The sequence below is a fragment of the Clostridium sp. genome (assembly GCF_036639235.1).
Taxonomy (GTDB): domain Bacteria; phylum Bacillota; class Clostridia; order Clostridiales; family Caloramatoraceae; genus Clostridium_AB.
The window spans coordinates 1-15,313 of record NZ_JAVWJB010000006.1 but is presented as its reverse complement, the minus strand read 5'-3'; the positions used below and the strand labels follow the sequence as shown (position 1 = coordinate 15,313).

Sequence of the window (15,313 nt, the reverse complement as noted above, 5' to 3'; positions counted from 1 at the left end):
CCTCCTTAAAAGTCCTTCTTTGCATATATTTTATATAAAGCAAAGTAGGAAAATATAAATGCAGCAATACTAACTAATAAAAAGATTATAGGAACTATTAGTGTAATATATGTTGGAAGAATAGATAGCAGGTAGTTATTCATCTCAAGGAGTATTCCACTTATACCAAATAGAAAAATAGTAATAATTATATTTAGTATTGATCTTTTTTTTATGTTATTAAATAACATATTAAATGGTAGTGTCACTGCTAGTATAGTAAGTGTTAATGAAAGTCCTGTAATAATCCCACCAAAAGAAGATAGTACATGAAAGTTAAACTTAACATTAAATAGGCTTTTTATAATAACAGCTTCAATAGAGCCGAGTAATACTACTAATAATACAAATAGTAAGCAAAATATATATTTTGATTTAATAAATGTTTTTCTTGTAATAGGTAGTGAAAGTAGTGTTTTGCTATGGGATAGATCAACAATAGCAATCGTAAACGATAGAAAAATTGCCATAGGAAATAGTAATATATCAATATTAAAATCACTACTAGAATGATAAAGCATGGCGAAAAAAGGTACATATATAAGTAGGATAATTATTGAAAATTTATTAGATTTAAATCCTATTGATATTAGGTTTTTCATAATACTACCTCCTAACCATATGAAGCATAATATTCTCTAGACTCGGTCTTTCTATTAAGAAATTATCACTTGAGAATTCCTTAGAATGAGATGTTTTAATGAGCCCCTCAAAATTATAAGAACTATCTCGTTTACCTATAATTAAATCATAATTAGATTCATCACAGGAGTCCTTGTTTCCTTTAATTAATCTATAGTTATCAAGTAATAAATCCTTTTCCTCACTTAAAATTAAGTTACCCTTATCTATAAATGTTATATAATCGGCTATTTTCTCAAGGTCGCTTGTTATATGTGTTGAAAATAGAATAGATTTTTTCTCATCTGATATAATGCTTCGAAGTATATCAAGGTATTCATCACGGAATACTGGGTCAAGACCACTTGTAGGTTCATCCATTATAAGTAGCTTAGCATTATGCGAAAGTGCAAGTGCTGATGAGAACTTCATTTTATTACCCTGGGATAATTCGCGAAGACGTTTGTTTTCGTTTAAATTAAATGTTGTTAGATAGTCCTTAAACTTTTCATCACTAAAATTCTTATAAAATGGAGCTATTATATTTTTAATTTCTTTTAAGCGTAGGTGTTCAAGGTAATAGCTACCGTCATATACAAATCCGATTTGTTCTTTAATTTGAACTTCATCCTTAATATTATCAAGGCCAAAAACCTTAATATTACCTGAGTCTTTATTAACGAGATTCATAATTAACTTTAAAGTGGTAGTTTTTCCAGCACCATTGGCACCTATAAACCCCATAATATATCCTTCAGGTAGAGTAAAGCTAATATTATTTAAATTAAAATCACCATATGATTTTGACACGTTGTTAAGTTCTAATACATTCATTATTTAACCTCCTTTAAATTTCTCCATATAGCATAGAAAGCATATTAGATACCTCTTCTTTTGAAAGATTAATACTATTTGCTTCATCAATTGCTTTTATAAGATATTTTTCAATGTTTTGAAGTTTTTTCTCTAAAAGTAACTCCTTATTCTGTGGTGCAACGAAGGAACCTTTTTGAGGAATGGTTTCTATATAGCCTTCATTTTCAAGTTCTTCATATGCTCTTTTAGTTGTAATAACACTTATCTTAAGGTCGCTTGCAAGGCTTCTAATAGAAGGGAGAGCATCACCTTCCTTAATAGACTCTGTTAGTATAAGATCCTTAATCTGAGTTGAAATCTGTTCATAAATAGGAATCTTACTAGAATTAGAAATAAGTATCTTTAACATATTACCTCCTTGTGTATATACTGTATATACCTTGTATACACAGTATATACACGTTTTTATAAAAAAGTCAATAAAAACTCCCTAGAAATTTAATTAATAAATATCTAGGGAGTAGGAAAATGGGTTTAGTTTAAATTTTTAAGGAATTCTTCAGATAGGTTAATATCTACAATAAATCCAAGGGATTTAAGTTCTAACTGAAGAGCATTAAGAGTTTGTTGCACATAGTGTTTACGGGAGTTTTCACCCATGTGACCAATTCGAATAAGCTTTCCTTCAAGGTAGGCTACTGAGCCACCTATCATAATATTGTGGTTTTTTATTAGGTTGTTTCTAAGGGTTTTATCATCAATTGAGTCAGGAATACGTATTGCAGTTACAGTATTTGAAAAGCCCTTAGATAAAAACATACTAAGATTAGATTTATTAAGGGCTTTTCTTAGAGCAGAAGCTATATTGCTATATCTTTCATATATTTTAGGTTCTTCAATAATATTATCAATAGCAGCGTTAAGCCCTAAGATATCGCTTATTGGCATTGTATATGGGAACCATGAATCTTTCTTATAGGTTTTCCACATAAGTAGATTAGTATAAAAGCTTCTAATAGGAGTAGTTCTGCTTTCCATAGACTTAAATGCAGCATCACTAATTGAAACTATTGTAAGTCCAGCAGGTGCTGAAATTGCCTTTTGACTTCCCCCGATTACAATGTCCATTTTCCAGTTATCCACATGGATTTCTTCCCCACCAATTGCAGACACAGAATCAACTACTGATAGTATTCCATACTTATTAAGTAGGGGACAGATCTTAGAAACATCATTTAAAACTCCAGATGGAGTATCACAGTGAACTATAGTAGCATATTTAAAGTTTGAGTCTTTTCTTAAATATTCTTCTAAAATACTTATATCAAAGTCTTCGGTTTCACTAGAGTCTAGTACAACAGCTTCTCCTCCATACATGCTAACAAAGTCTTTAAAGCCACCTCCATACACTCCATTATTAAGGACAAGAACTCTATCTCCGTCTTCAGTTAATGATGCACATGCAGCTTCAAGTCCAAGTATAGCTTCTCCACTAAGGATAGCTACAAGGTTTTTGGTGTGTATAAGACTAGCTAGCTTTGCGCAGGTATTTATATAAAAATCCTTAAAGTTTAAATCAATGTCTGGGTTTGTACACTCAAGGCTTCTAGAAAGTCTTACATTTTCACGAACCATAGTAGGCCCTGGCGTCATAATCATTGGTGTGTTCATAATAAGTTCCTCCTAAAAATTCTTAAAATAAGGTACTTTTTTTAATGCAAATGCAAGTGGAACACCAAGTATACAGCCAAGTATTATTTGAGTTATGTTTCCAGGAACATTAGCAAGTGGTGTAAGTATATTGCCAAGCAGGAAAATTTCCCCTATATAATATGTAGCAATCATAGCAGTTCCTCCGAAAATAATACCAAGTAAGTTATAAGGTAGTGACATACCCATTTTCCCATTTGTATAAGCTATGTAACCTGCAATATAGGCCATAAGACCTTTACCTATAAATGTAATAGGTGCGTAAACAATATATAAAGGTGATAATAGATCAAAGAATGTCATACCTACAGCAGCAGCTATAGCAGCTCTTTTGCCTCCGAAAACAATTGCAATAGCAAACACCATTACATTTCCAAGGTGAACAAGACCTCCACCTGAAGAACCGGGAAGCTTAATTTGAATAAACTGTGTAGTTAGCATAACTATAGCTATTAAAAGGGAATTAATAATAAGATTAGTTACCTTGCTTCTTTTAATAGTGGTGTTAGTTACACCTAATTGATTTTGTTGATAAATTTTTTCCTGTGCCATTTTCAATACCTCCATTGTACCCATACAATATTTAATAGTTTGTCGATACAAAAATTATAATGAAAATATTTAGTAAGTCAAGAAAAAAATTCAAAAGTTTATATAAACTTATTTTAAAAAGTAATATAAACTTTAATTTAATATCAAAAAAACATAATAAATAGTATAGACGTATATTGACATAGAGAGTAAAAATATATATAATAAGTAAGAACACTTTAACAAATGATTTGAAAAATTTTATTTAACATATATACATTGAAAAGAAGGGTTTAGAGGCACTTCTTTTTTTTATGCTTAAAAGGGCATGAGTTAATTGATATTCTATTGGGTTAGTGGAATAATTTTGCGTTTAAATGTTTAATAAAAGTATTTCAGGGAAAAATAAATTTAGCTATTGTAATTTGAAAGGAATTTATTAACTTTATTCTTGAAAGTTTTCTATTAAAGTGTCATACTATAAAGGTGTGTAAATCAACCTATATAGGTGTGTAAATCAACGAAAATAAATTATTATATATACGGTAACCCATATGAAAGGATTAAGAATGGAAAATACGAACTTTAACGAATTAGGACTAAAAGAAGATATACTAAAGGCAATTGAGGCCATGAATTATACAGTTCCATCAAAAATACAAGAGAAGGCAATTCCAGTTATTTTAGAAGGAAATGATATTATAGGTAAGGCTCAAACAGGAACAGGTAAAACTCTAGCTTTTGCTGCTCCAATTCTTTGTGGAATTGAGCAGGAAAGATGTAAGATTAAGGCACTAGTTTTAGCGCCAACTAGAGAACTTGCTCTACAGGTTAATGACGAAGTTAAAAGACTTTCATCATTCTCAAGAGTAAAAGCTCTTGCAGTTTATGGTGGAGATTCAATAGATAGACAAATTAGAGAAATCAAAAGAGGAATCGACTTTGTAGTTGGTACTCCAGGAAGAGTATTAGACCTTATGAGAAGAGGAGTTATTAAGCTTGACTCACTTCAATTCCTAGTACTTGATGAAGCAGACGAAATGCTTAACATGGGATTCATTGATGATATTGAAGAGGTTATGGTTGCTGCAAACCCAGAGAGACAAACTCTACTATTCTCAGCTACTATGCCAAACGCTATCCGTGAACTTTCAAAGAAGTATATGAAGAAGGATGTTGTTAGCGTTCAAGTTGAAGCTAAGAGCAAGACTGCAACTACAGTTAAGCAATACTACTATGAAGTAAGACGTGACCTTAAATTAGAAGCTCTATGTAGAGTTCTTGATGCATCAGAAATGCAATCAGCTATTATTTTCTGTAAGACTAAGAAGGGTGTTGACGAACTTGTTGAGTCAATGCAACAAAAGGATTACAGTGTAGAGGGTATGCATGGTGATATGACTCAAGCTCATAGAACTAACACTCTTAGAAAGTTTAAGGAAGGAAGTCTTAAGATTCTTGTTGCTACAGACGTTGCAGCTAGAGGGATTGACGTAGAAAATCTTTCACACGTTATTAACTACGATCTTCCACAGGATACAGAGAGTTATATCCATAGAATCGGAAGAACGGGAAGAGCTGGTAACGAAGGTGTTGCTATAAATATTATTAACTCAAGAGAGTTTAGAAGAATTAGAGACATCGAAAGAGAAACTAAGGGGAAAATCGAGAAGGCAATAGTTCCAACTGTTGAAGAAATCTTCAAGGTTAAGAGCAAGACTCTAATAGATACTATTAAGAAGGAAATGGAAACTAACGAATACGAAAGATTCCTTCCAATAGTTGAGCAGTTAACTGAAGATACTAAGATAGAAAATATTGCTGCGGCTCTTATGAATAGTATCTACAAGAAGGAAGTATCATTTAACTACAACCAAGACTTTACTGAAGATACAAGAGATAGACGTGACTACGATAGAAATGACAGAGGTAGAAACGATAGAAATAGAAACGACAGAAGTAGAAATGATAGAAACGACAGAGGAAGAAGAGATAGAGACAAGGACAAAGGTTTTGTAAGACTATTTGTTTCTGTAGGAAAGAAAGACAATGTTAATGCAGGGGCTCTACTAAGATTCTTCGGAGATAAGTCAAATGTAACTAAAAAGGATATCGGTGCTATTGATATATTCGAAAAGTTTACTTTCATTAACACAAGTGAAGAAGCTAAGGATAAGATTATAGCTAAGTGTCAAGGTAAGAAACTAGACAATAGAACTGTAAGAATAGAAGTTGCAAACTCAAAATAAAATAGAGTATAATAGGTTTATTTAACCAATGTATAGAGACAACGTTTAGTTGTCTCTATTTGTTTAGGGGGGAATTATGAGAAAGTTATATATTACTTTTGGAAGCCTACTTATTTGTATTGGAGTAGCACTATTTTTATTTTATGATAGTGGAATATATAGAATGAACTTATCTAAGGAAACCAAAGCTCTATATAAAAAAGTAGTTAATGAAGTATCAAGTGGTAAGGTTCAGGTTAATTATAGAGAAGTTATTGCAGCGGATGGAGCTATTAATTATGGAAGTGTAGACTCTTCAACAGAATCAAGTATTAGAAAGATAGCTGAAAGGTTTATAGTTGAAGGTGAAAGAGGAAAATATAAAACCAGAAGTCTTTCTGAGGTTGTAAAAAGCTTAGGGGGTAAGGGTGATGAGACAGATTCAGCTAAGAAGTACCTTAAGATTTTAAATAAACAATATAAATTAAATAAGGATTACAAGGAAGATTTTGTTTCAGAAATTGAGGATAAGGTTTTAGAGGTAAGTGAAAAAACTGGCATTCTTCCATCTGTTATTATGGGACAAGCTATTCTTGAATCAAACTGGGGAAGGTCTAAGCTTTCTGATAAATATAATAATCTATTTGGTATAAAGGCGCAAAATGGTTATACTGGTAAGAAGGTTAACCTTAAAACAAGTGAAAACTATAAGGAAACAATAAATGATGATTTTAGGGTTTATGATGATTTTGAGGAATCCCTTGATGATTATGGTGAGTTTATGGTTAAGAACCCTAGGTATAAAAAAGCAGGGGTTTTTAGTGAGAAGACATATTATAATCAGGTTAAGGCAATTGAAAATGCAGGATATAGTACCATTAAAAATGAAAGTGGAGAGGCTGTATATGCACAGTATGTTGCAAATATAATATACCAAAATGACCTGGAAATACTTGATACACTTATAGAGAAATAAAAAGCCTAGGCTGATGTTAATCAACAGCCTAGGCTTTTAGTTTGTGTTGGTTTCTTTTGTAGGAGATTTAGCATCAAGTATATACCCTACAAATATAGCAGCTAGGGAAAGCATAGTAGTCTTAATAATAAAACCTATTGTTATGGATGGGGCGTTAAGAATAGCTAAAATAGAATAGGCAGTAGCAAAGAAAATATTAAGAAATAAAAATTTGATTTTCATATGAAACCTCCATTAAGTACTTTAGATATTATGATTACCTACTATTCGAAAATTATTCTAATAGTAAACTGATTTAGTATGAAATGTGGAATTGGAATAAATTATATATGTATTTACAGTATAATAACATTGATTTTAATTCATTCATGTGATAATATCTTAGTAATGGCTTTAATCTAGTACTGTGATGCTAGGAAGGAAACAGCTATATACCAATTTTATTAGGGTAGTATACTATGCCTTCCGCTTTGTGGAAGGCATTTTTTATACCTTTAAAATAGTCCAGTGAGGCTAAAAAGGAGGCGAAAGGTTTATGTTAAAAGGCAAACATCTTATTGATCCAATGGATTTTTCACTAACTGAGCTTGAAGAGATTTTCGAGTTATCAGATCGAATTGTTTCAAACCCAAATAATTTCCTAGAGGTGTGCAAGGGGAAACTTCTTGCAACACTATTCTATGAGCCAAGCACAAGAACAAGATTTAGTTTTGAGGCTGCAATGCTTCGTTTAGGTGGTCAAATAATAGGATTCTCAGAACCTAACTCATCATCTGCATCAAAGGGTGAGAGTATAGCGGATACTATTAGAACAATAGCTTGCTATGCAGACATAGCAGTTATGAGACACCCAAAGGAAGGTGCTCCTAGAGTTGCGGCAATGAACACAGACATGCCTGTTATAAATGCAGGAGATGGAGGACATCAGCACCCAACTCAAACTCTAACAGACCTTATAACAATAAGAGCTGCTAAGGGGCAGATTACAGGACTAAAGATTGGACTTTGTGGTGACCTTATGTTCGGAAGAACGGTACACTCACTAATTAAGGCTCTATCAAGATACGAAGGAAATGAATTCATACTTATATCACCAAAAGAACTACAGGTTCCATCATATATTAAAAAAGAAGTTCTAGAAAAAAACAACATTAAGTATAAGGAAGTAGAAAGATTAGAAGACGTTATGTCAGAGGTTGATATTCTTTATATGACAAGGGTTCAAAAAGAGAGATTCTTCAACGAAGAAGACTACATAAGACTAAAGGACAGTTATATACTAGACAGACAAAAAATGAGCTGTGCAAAGGAAGATATGATTGTTATGCACCCACTACCAAGAGTTAATGAGATTGCTGGAGAAGTAGATTCAGACCCAAGAGCTTGGTACTTTAAGCAAGCTAAATACGGAATGTATGCTAGAATGGCACTTATTTGCAAACTACTGGGGGTGGATGAATAATGGTTACTATTAACCCAATCAAAAAGGGACTTGTTATAGACCATATAAAGGCAGGATGTGGAATTAAAATCTTCAACTACCTAGGACTTGATAAGGCAGACTTTACAGTTGCTCTAATAATGAACGCAGAAAGCGGTAAGAAGGGTAAAAAAGACATTATCAAAATTGAAAATGTTATAGACCTAGATTTTACAATACTAGGACTTATGGATCCTAACCTTACTGTAAACGTAATAGAAAACGAAACAATAAAAGAAAAGATAAACCTAAAGCTTCCAGAGAGAGTAGAAAACATAGTTAAATGTAAAAACCCAAGATGTGTAACATCTATCGAAAGAGAAATAAGTCATGTATTTACATTAGTTAATGAAGATAAAGCAGAATACAAGTGTATATACTGCGACGATATTTACGCAATTTCGGAGGTATAGAAAGTATGGAACTTCTTATAAAAAATATTAGAATTGTAGATTCAAAGAATGATTTTAACGGTGATATATATATAAAAAATGGGACAATCGAAACAATTGGAAACAACCTTAATGTTAAGTGTGAAACTGTAAATGGTGAGGGACTTACAGTCCTTCCATCATTTACAGATCTTCACTGCCACTTTAGATTCCCAGGTCAAACTCATAAAGAAGATATGTTATCAGGAAGCCTTGCAGCAGTAAGAGGAGGATATACTGCTGTTAACCTAATGGGCAATACTAAACCAATATGTAGCACAAATGAAGTACTAAAAATAGTAATAGACGAAGCACAAAGAGTAGGTCTTTTAGATGTTCACCAAGTAGTTTCAATAACTAAGGATTTTGATGGTGAAACACTTGACCACTTAGACGAAATAAAATATCCAATAAGATTTATATCAGACGATGGAAAAGGAATAGAAAAAAGCAAAGTAATGCTTGATGCCATGATGAAGGCTAAGTCAATGGGGCTTGTGGTTATGAGTCACGTTGAACACAGTGAAATAGTTAAAAACGATACAAGACTTTCAGAAAATATTATGACAAGTAGAGACGTAGCACTTGCAAGACATACAGGATGTCACTTACATGTTTGTCATGTAAGCACTAAGGAAGCTATGGAAGAAATAATTAGAGCTAAGGATAGAGGAGATATGGTAACCTGTGAAGTTGCACCTCACCATATAGCACTAACTAGAGATGAAAATGACTACAGAGTTAACCCTCCGATCAGAGATATTGATGATGTTAACTTTTTAATAGATGCAATAAAAAATGGGTATGTAGATGCAATAGCAACTGACCATGCCCCACATACTAAGGAAGACAAGGAAAAGGGAGCCCCTGGGCTTGTTGGTCTTGAAACATCCTTTGCAGTATGTTACACAAACCTAGTTGAAAAGGGACATATTACCCTAAGTAAACTATCAGAGGTTATGTCTAAAAATCCAGCTAAGATGATGGGACTTAATGCAGGTGAGATTAAGCTTGGATGTGCAGGGGATCTTTGCATAGTAGACATAAACAAAGAAATTACAGTAGATGTAAATGAGTTTAAATCAAAGGGAAGAAACACACCATTTGAAGGAAAGAAGCTTAAGGGAGAAGTTGTAATGACTATCAAAGGTGGAAAAGTGGTATACAGAAAGGGAGATAATTAAGAATGATTATAGATAGATTATTTGACGCAGTAGAAAAAGATGGACATGTTTGTTTAGGACTAGATACAGATGTAAACTATATACCTGAAGAATTTCTAAAGGGATTTGAAAGTCTTGAGGATGCAATATTTGAATTTAATAGAAAAATAGTAGATGCAACACTTGATGCTGTATCTTGCTACAAGGTTCAGATAGCTTACTATGAGGCATATGGGATTGCTGGAATGATAGCTTATAAGAAGACACTTCAGTATATAAGAAGCAAGGGTAAAATAGTTATAGCAGACATTAAAAGAGGAGATATTTCAAACACTGCAAAAATGTATGCTAAGGCACACTTTGAGGGAGACTTTGAAAGTGACTTTATAACACTTAGCCCATACATGGGGTTTGATAGTATAGAGCCATATTATGACTACATGAAAAACAAGGAAAAGGGAGTTTTCCTACTTGTTAGAACAAGTAATCAAGGAGCAAAGGACATTCAATACATTAAAGATGAAAACGGTAATAGACTATATGAAACTGTTGGAGACAAACTTAATACACTAGGAGAGCAGTTCCTAGGTAAGTGTGGATATAGCTCAATAGGTGGAGTAGTCGGCTGTACTCATAGAGATGAATCAGTTAAGGTACGTAAAATACTAGACAAAATGTTCTTCCTAGTACCAGGTTATGGTGCACAGGGTGGAACAGCAGAGGATGTAGCATTAACACTTAAAGAGGGTAATGGTGCAGTAGTTAACTCATCAAGGGGCATACTTCTTGCTTACAAAAAGCATGAAAATGGAGCTAAAAACTTCGACATACATGCTAGGGAAGAGGCTATAAGAATGAGGGAGGATATTAGAAATGCCATTAAGCTATAATAAATCAAAGGTAATAAGTAATAAGCATATTGTTGATAATATATATGTTATGGAAGTAGATATTAAGGCTGATGTTAAGCCAGGGCAATTTTACATGCTTAGAGGATGGGGATGTGAGCCTATCCTTCCAAGACCTATAAGTATTAATGACTATAAAGATGGAGTACTATCATTTTTATATATGGTAGTAGGATCAGGAACTGAGTATTTTAAGAATCTAGAAACTGGGGACAAGATAGAACTACTAGGACCACTTGGTAATGGTTTCCCGATGGATAGATTAAAGGGGAAGGTTGCTGTAGTTGCTGGAGGAATCGGAATTGCTCCTATGGTACATACTCTAAAGGAAATGAGTGCTGAAAAAGTAGATATATATGCTGGATTTGCAAACAACAGCTATGGACTAGAAGAGATGGAAGATTTAGCATCTAAGGTTGATATAGCAACAGTTACAGGAAATGAAGGACACAAAGGATTCTGTACAGATAACTTTAACCCAGGTGACTATGATGTTGTAATTTCATGTGGGCCAGAGGCTATGATGAAAAAGGTAGCATCAATGTGCAACGATGCGGATGTTGAATGCTACGTATCAATGGAAAACCACATGGCATGTGGAATTGGAGCTTGTCTTGTATGTACATGTAAGACTAAAAATGGCAACAAAAGAGCATGTAAAGAGGGACCAGTATTCTCAAGTAAGGATGTGATCTTCGGTGAATAGTAAAGTTACAATAAACGGAATAGAATTTAAAAACCCAGTTATAACAGCATCAGGAACTTATGGATTTGGACTTGAGTACAATGAGATTTATGATGTATCAAGACTTGGTGGAATATCATCAAAGGGATTAACTATTAATCCTAAGGAAGGAAATGATGGACCTAGAGTATTTGAAACAAGAGCGGGAATGATAAATAGTGTTGGGCTTCAAAACCCAGGAGTAGATGAATTTATAAATGAACATCTACCAAAAATGAGAAAATTAAACACTGTAGTTATAGCAAATCTTGGTGGAGCTACAATAGAAGATTACATCGCAGGTGTTAAAAAGCTTAATGAAACAGATGTTGATATAATAGAACTTAATATATCATGCCCAAATGTTAAATGTGGGGGTATGGCACTAGGAATTAAGGCAGAAGTTGCAGCAGATGCAGTAAGAAAAGTTAAGGCAGTATGTAAAAAGCCGCTTATGGTTAAACTATCACCTAATGCTGAAGATATAGTTGAAATAGCTAAGGCATGTGAAGAAGCTGGAGCTGATTCACTATCACTTGTTAACACATTTAAGGCTATGGCAATAGATATTAATAAGAAGGCACCAGTATTTAAAAATGTATTTGCAGGACTATCAGGACCAGCTATAAAGCCAATGGCACTTAGAATGGTATATGAAGTATGTGCAAATGTTAATATTCCAGTAATAGGAATGGGTGGAATTACTACATGGGAAGATGCTATAGAGTTTATTATGGCAGGAGCTACAGCGGTTCAAGTTGGTACTGCTAACTTCATAAAACCAGATGTAGCACTTGATATTATAGATGGAATAGAAAGTTATATGAAACGTGAAGGTATTGAAAGTTTAGAAGAAATAAGAGGAATTGCTAGGAGGTAATTAATATGAGTACAATCGAAACACTAAAGGAAGTTGGAGCATTACTAGAAGGACATTTTTTACTATCATCAGGAAGACACAGTGATAAGTACTGCCAATGTGCAAAGCTACTTATGTACCCAGACAAGGCAGCTAAGGTTTTAGCTACAGTTGTAGATCAAATCAAGGATATTGATGTAGATCTTGTTGTAGGACCAGCTATGGGTGGAGTTGTAGTTTCATACGAAATGGGAAGACAACTTGGAAAGAGAACTATATTCACTGAAAGAGAAAATGGAGTTATGACTCTAAGACGTGGATTTGAAATAGCTAAGGGTGAGAAGGTTATTATTACAGAAGACGTTGTAACAACAGGAAAGTCATTTAAGGAAGCTATTGAAGCTGTTAGAAATGCAGGCGGAGAAGTTGTAGCAATAGCTTGTATCGTTGATAGAAGAGCAGAAGGTGTAGAATTCGATCTACCACTATACAGTGCAATAAAGCTTGATGTTAAGTCATATGATGCAGAGGATTGTCCTCTATGTAAAGAAGGTACTCCGTACGTTAAGCCAGGAAGCAGAAATATTAAGTAAAAAACATAATAAATGTTTATTAAGAGGCTAATATTATTGTATTAGTCTCTTAATATAATGATAATTATTATTGAATTTAACAATTAATCATACTTTAAAGAAAAGTTTGAAAAATGACTTGCAACAATCATAAAAGTATGTTAAATTATTTGTAACACAACAAACAAATAAATAAATCTTTTTCCCATATATACCCGGTAATATGGTCCGGAAGTCTCTACCGGAAGGCCGTTAAACCTTCTGACTATGGTGAATTATAGAGCTATCCTGTGTAGTTATATAGCTATGCTTTATTAAGGTATGTACTCTATCTTTCACGTTGTCGAGACAGTGGGAGATGGAGTTTTTTTATTTTCCCCCCCGGGTGTGTTAATGATATTGCGTAAAGCCAAAGGAAGGGCATGTACAACATAAAGCCATAAAGATTGTACGAATTTATACATTCAATTAATAGAATTTTGTTAATTTACTGTATAAGTAATGCTCTTCGGGACTAGTATAAGAAGTAAGCCACTTATACTTATTATTTATTTTAAAATAGCAGATTAAATGTATTTGCTATGAAAATCAATCGAAATGCAAGCCAACATTTCCTCGATTTTTCATAGGTGTGAATTGATGTCAGGAATCAATTCACATAAGCGGAGCCTTTATAGCAAATACATTTCTGCATATTTTTTTTACCTTTTTTAAGGTATGCAAAAGAAATTTAACATTAGGAGGCAGATTATGAACAAGGAATTAGTACTTATAGTAGACTTTGGAGGACAGTATAATCAATTAATAGCGAGAAGAGTAAGAGAAGCAGGTGTATATTGTGAGATAATTCCATTTAGTAAAGCCTTTGAAGCAGTTAAAGAGAGAAATCCTAAGGGAATTATTTTTACAGGTGGACCAAACAGCGCATACGAGGCTGATTCACCAACTATAAACAAAGAAATATTAAATCTTAACATTCCAATACTTGGAATATGCTATGGAGATCAATTACTAGCTCATATAGAAGGTGGAGTAGTTGAGAAGGCAGAGTATAGAGAGTATGGAAACACAGTAATTAACTTTGACACAACTTGTCCTATATTTAAGGGAATAGATAGTAAGGCAGAGGTGTTTATGAGTCATACAGACCATATATCACGTTTACCAGAAGGGTATAAAGTTGTTGCATCTACAGATAGCTGCGTTAATGCTGCTATGGTTAATATAGATAAGAATATATATGGCATTCAGTTCCACCCAGAGGTTAAGCACTCACAGTTTGGACATGAAATTATTAAGAACTTCCTGTTTGAGGTTTGTAATCTTCGTGGAGACTGGTCAATGTCATCTTTCATAGATAACAAAATAAAAGAAATTAAAGAATTAGCTGGAGATAAGAAGGTTATATGTGCACTATCAGGTGGAGTTGATTCATCAGTTGCAGCTGTACTTGTTCACAAGGCTATAGGAAAGAATCTTACTTGTATATTTGTAGATCATGGACTTCTTCGTAAGGATGAGGATCAGGAGGTTTATACAACATTTAAAGAAAAGTTTGATATGAACCTTATAATGGTTAATGCAAGGGAGAGATTCCTAACAAAGCTTCAGGGTGTAGAAGAACCAGAAGCTAAGAGAAAAATTATCGGTGAAGAATTCATAAGAGTATTTGAGGAAGAGTCAAAGAAGCTTAATGATGTAGATTTTCTAGTACAAGGAACTATATACCCTGATATAGTAGAAAGCGGTACAGAAACATCACAAACAATTAAGTCACACCACAATGTTGGAGGACTTCCTGAGGATATACAGTTTAAGCTAATAGAACCATTAAGAGAATTATTTAAGGATGAGGTTCGTGAGGTAGGTAGAGAACTTGGGGTACCTGAAGAGGTAGTATCAAGACAACCATTCCCAGGACCAGGGCTTGGAATAAGAATACTTGGAGAAGTTACACAGGATAGACTAGACATTCTTAAGGAAGCAGACTTTATACTTCGTGATGAGGTTAAGAAGGCTGGACTTGATAAGGAAATTTGGCAGTACTTTGCAGTACTACCTAACATAAAAAGTGTAGGGGTTATGGGAGATGAGAGAACATACTCACACACAATAGCACTAAGAGCGGTAGAAAGCGTTGATGGCATGACTTCAGAATGGTTCAGAATACCATACGACGTACTACACAAAATATCAGTTAGAATAGTTAATGAAGTAGGAAACATTAACAGAATAGTCTACGATATAACTAGTAA

The 15,313-nt window shown here is 33.6% G+C and carries 16 protein-coding genes and 1 riboswitch; of the genes, 10 read left to right on the top strand and 6 right to left on the bottom strand.

Going from position 1 to position 15,313, the window contains the following annotated elements:
- Positions 1–5 precede the first annotated feature (5 nt).
- From RR539_RS02940 to RR539_RS02920, 5 genes are all read right to left on the bottom strand, one after another.
- Positions 6–641 carry an ABC-2 transporter permease gene (locus tag RR539_RS02940; protein ID WP_332472834.1) on the bottom strand — a complete coding sequence of 212 codons (636 nt, stop codon included), beginning with the start codon at positions 639–641 and terminating at the stop codon, positions 6–8.
- 4 nt (positions 642–645) lie between these two features.
- A complete protein-coding gene (locus RR539_RS02935) occupies positions 646–1,494 on the bottom strand; it encodes an ABC transporter ATP-binding protein (protein WP_332472833.1) in 849 nt (282 codons plus the stop codon).
- A 13-nt stretch (positions 1,495–1,507) separates the two neighbouring features.
- Positions 1,508–1,885, bottom strand: coding sequence for a GntR family transcriptional regulator (locus RR539_RS02930; protein WP_332472832.1), 378 nt, complete (start codon positions 1,883–1,885; stop codon positions 1,508–1,510).
- A gap of 125 nt (positions 1,886–2,010) precedes the next feature.
- Positions 2,011–3,147, bottom strand: coding sequence for a pyridoxal-phosphate-dependent aminotransferase family protein (locus tag RR539_RS02925; protein WP_332472831.1), 1,137 nt, complete (start codon positions 3,145–3,147; stop codon positions 2,011–2,013).
- 12 nt (positions 3,148–3,159) lie between these two features.
- A complete protein-coding gene (locus RR539_RS02920) occupies positions 3,160–3,738 on the bottom strand; it encodes an ECF transporter S component (protein ID WP_332472830.1) in 579 nt (192 codons plus the stop codon).
- A gap of 533 nt (positions 3,739–4,271) precedes the next feature.
- On the opposite strand from RR539_RS02920, the gene RR539_RS02915 reads away from it, so the two are divergent.
- Positions 4,272–5,966 carry a DEAD/DEAH box helicase gene (locus RR539_RS02915; RefSeq protein WP_332472829.1) on the top strand — a complete coding sequence of 565 codons (1,695 nt, stop codon included), beginning with the start codon at positions 4,272–4,274 and terminating at the stop codon, positions 5,964–5,966.
- A 76-nt stretch (positions 5,967–6,042) separates the two neighbouring features.
- Entirely contained in the window at positions 6,043–6,921 is an 879-nt protein-coding gene (locus RR539_RS02910) for a glucosaminidase domain-containing protein (protein ID WP_332472828.1), read from the top strand.
- A 36-nt stretch (positions 6,922–6,957) separates the two neighbouring features.
- Here the strand turns inward: RR539_RS02910 and RR539_RS02905 are convergent, their stop codons facing one another.
- On the bottom strand, positions 6,958–7,143 hold the full coding sequence (locus RR539_RS02905) for a hypothetical protein (protein ID WP_332483582.1): 186 nt from the start codon (positions 7,141–7,143) through the stop codon (positions 6,958–6,960).
- Between the two features lie 313 nt (positions 7,144–7,456).
- Between RR539_RS02905 and pyrB the strand changes: the two genes are divergently transcribed.
- The 8 genes from pyrB to guaA all read left to right on the top strand — a co-directional run.
- Positions 7,457–8,383 (top strand): aspartate carbamoyltransferase, encoded by a 927-nt coding sequence (pyrB, locus tag RR539_RS02900; protein WP_332474552.1) that lies wholly within the window; start codon positions 7,457–7,459, stop codon positions 8,381–8,383.
- Complete coding sequence (locus RR539_RS02895; protein ID WP_332474551.1) at positions 8,383–8,814, top strand: aspartate carbamoyltransferase regulatory subunit; 432 nt, start codon at positions 8,383–8,385, stop codon at positions 8,812–8,814. Before pyrB ends, RR539_RS02895 begins: the two co-directional genes overlap by 1 nt.
- A 5-nt stretch (positions 8,815–8,819) precedes the next feature.
- On the top strand, positions 8,820–10,016 hold the full coding sequence (locus RR539_RS02890; protein ID WP_332483583.1) for a dihydroorotase: 1,197 nt from the start codon (positions 8,820–8,822) through the stop codon (positions 10,014–10,016).
- A 2-nt stretch (positions 10,017–10,018) separates the two neighbouring features.
- Complete coding sequence (gene pyrF, locus RR539_RS02885; RefSeq protein WP_332474549.1) at positions 10,019–10,885, top strand: orotidine-5'-phosphate decarboxylase; 867 nt, start codon at positions 10,019–10,021, stop codon at positions 10,883–10,885.
- Entirely contained in the window at positions 10,869–11,609 is a 741-nt protein-coding gene (locus tag RR539_RS02880) for a dihydroorotate dehydrogenase electron transfer subunit (protein WP_332474548.1), read from the top strand. Before pyrF ends, RR539_RS02880 begins: the two co-directional genes overlap by 17 nt.
- Positions 11,602–12,507, top strand: coding sequence for a dihydroorotate dehydrogenase (locus RR539_RS02875; protein ID WP_332474547.1), 906 nt, complete (start codon positions 11,602–11,604; stop codon positions 12,505–12,507). Before RR539_RS02880 ends, RR539_RS02875 begins: the two co-directional genes overlap by 8 nt.
- Before the next feature lie 5 nt (positions 12,508–12,512).
- Positions 12,513–13,079, top strand: a complete 567-nt coding sequence (gene pyrE / locus RR539_RS02870; protein WP_332474546.1) for an orotate phosphoribosyltransferase — start codon at positions 12,513–12,515, stop codon at positions 13,077–13,079.
- Positions 13,080–13,243: 164 nt separating this feature from the next.
- A riboswitch (purine riboswitch) is annotated at positions 13,244–13,346 on the top strand.
- A gap of 462 nt (positions 13,347–13,808) precedes the next feature.
- Positions 13,809–15,313: glutamine-hydrolyzing GMP synthase (guaA, locus tag RR539_RS02865; RefSeq protein ID WP_332483584.1), on the top strand; the 1,505-nt coding region annotated here is incomplete at its 3' end.

Coding starts and splice junctions, on each gene's coding strand:
- RR539_RS02940 (WP_332472834.1), bottom strand. CDS start 641: ATGAAAAACCTAATATCAATAGGATTTAAATCTAATAAATTTTCAATA.
- RR539_RS02935 (WP_332472833.1), bottom strand. CDS start 1,494: ATGAATGTATTAGAACTTAACAACGTGTCAAAATCATATGGTGATTTT.
- RR539_RS02930 (WP_332472832.1), bottom strand. CDS start 1,885: ATGTTAAAGATACTTATTTCTAATTCTAGTAAGATTCCTATTTATGAA.
- RR539_RS02925 (WP_332472831.1), bottom strand. CDS start 3,147: ATGAACACACCAATGATTATGACGCCAGGGCCTACTATGGTTCGTGAA.
- RR539_RS02920 (WP_332472830.1), bottom strand. CDS start 3,738: ATGGCACAGGAAAAAATTTATCAACAAAATCAATTAGGTGTAACTAAC.
- RR539_RS02915 (WP_332472829.1), top strand. CDS start 4,272: ATGAAAGGATTAAGAATGGAAAATACGAACTTTAACGAATTAGGACTA.
- RR539_RS02910 (WP_332472828.1), top strand. CDS start 6,043: ATGAGAAAGTTATATATTACTTTTGGAAGCCTACTTATTTGTATTGGA.
- RR539_RS02905 (WP_332483582.1), bottom strand. CDS start 7,143: ATGAAAATCAAATTTTTATTTCTTAATATTTTCTTTGCTACTGCCTAT.
- pyrB (WP_332474552.1), top strand. CDS start 7,457: ATGTTAAAAGGCAAACATCTTATTGATCCAATGGATTTTTCACTAACT.
- RR539_RS02895 (WP_332474551.1), top strand. CDS start 8,383: ATGGTTACTATTAACCCAATCAAAAAGGGACTTGTTATAGACCATATA.
- RR539_RS02890 (WP_332483583.1), top strand. CDS start 8,820: ATGGAACTTCTTATAAAAAATATTAGAATTGTAGATTCAAAGAATGAT.
- pyrF (WP_332474549.1), top strand. CDS start 10,019: ATGATTATAGATAGATTATTTGACGCAGTAGAAAAAGATGGACATGTT.
- RR539_RS02880 (WP_332474548.1), top strand. CDS start 10,869: ATGCCATTAAGCTATAATAAATCAAAGGTAATAAGTAATAAGCATATT.
- pyrE (WP_332474546.1), top strand. CDS start 12,513: ATGAGTACAATCGAAACACTAAAGGAAGTTGGAGCATTACTAGAAGGA.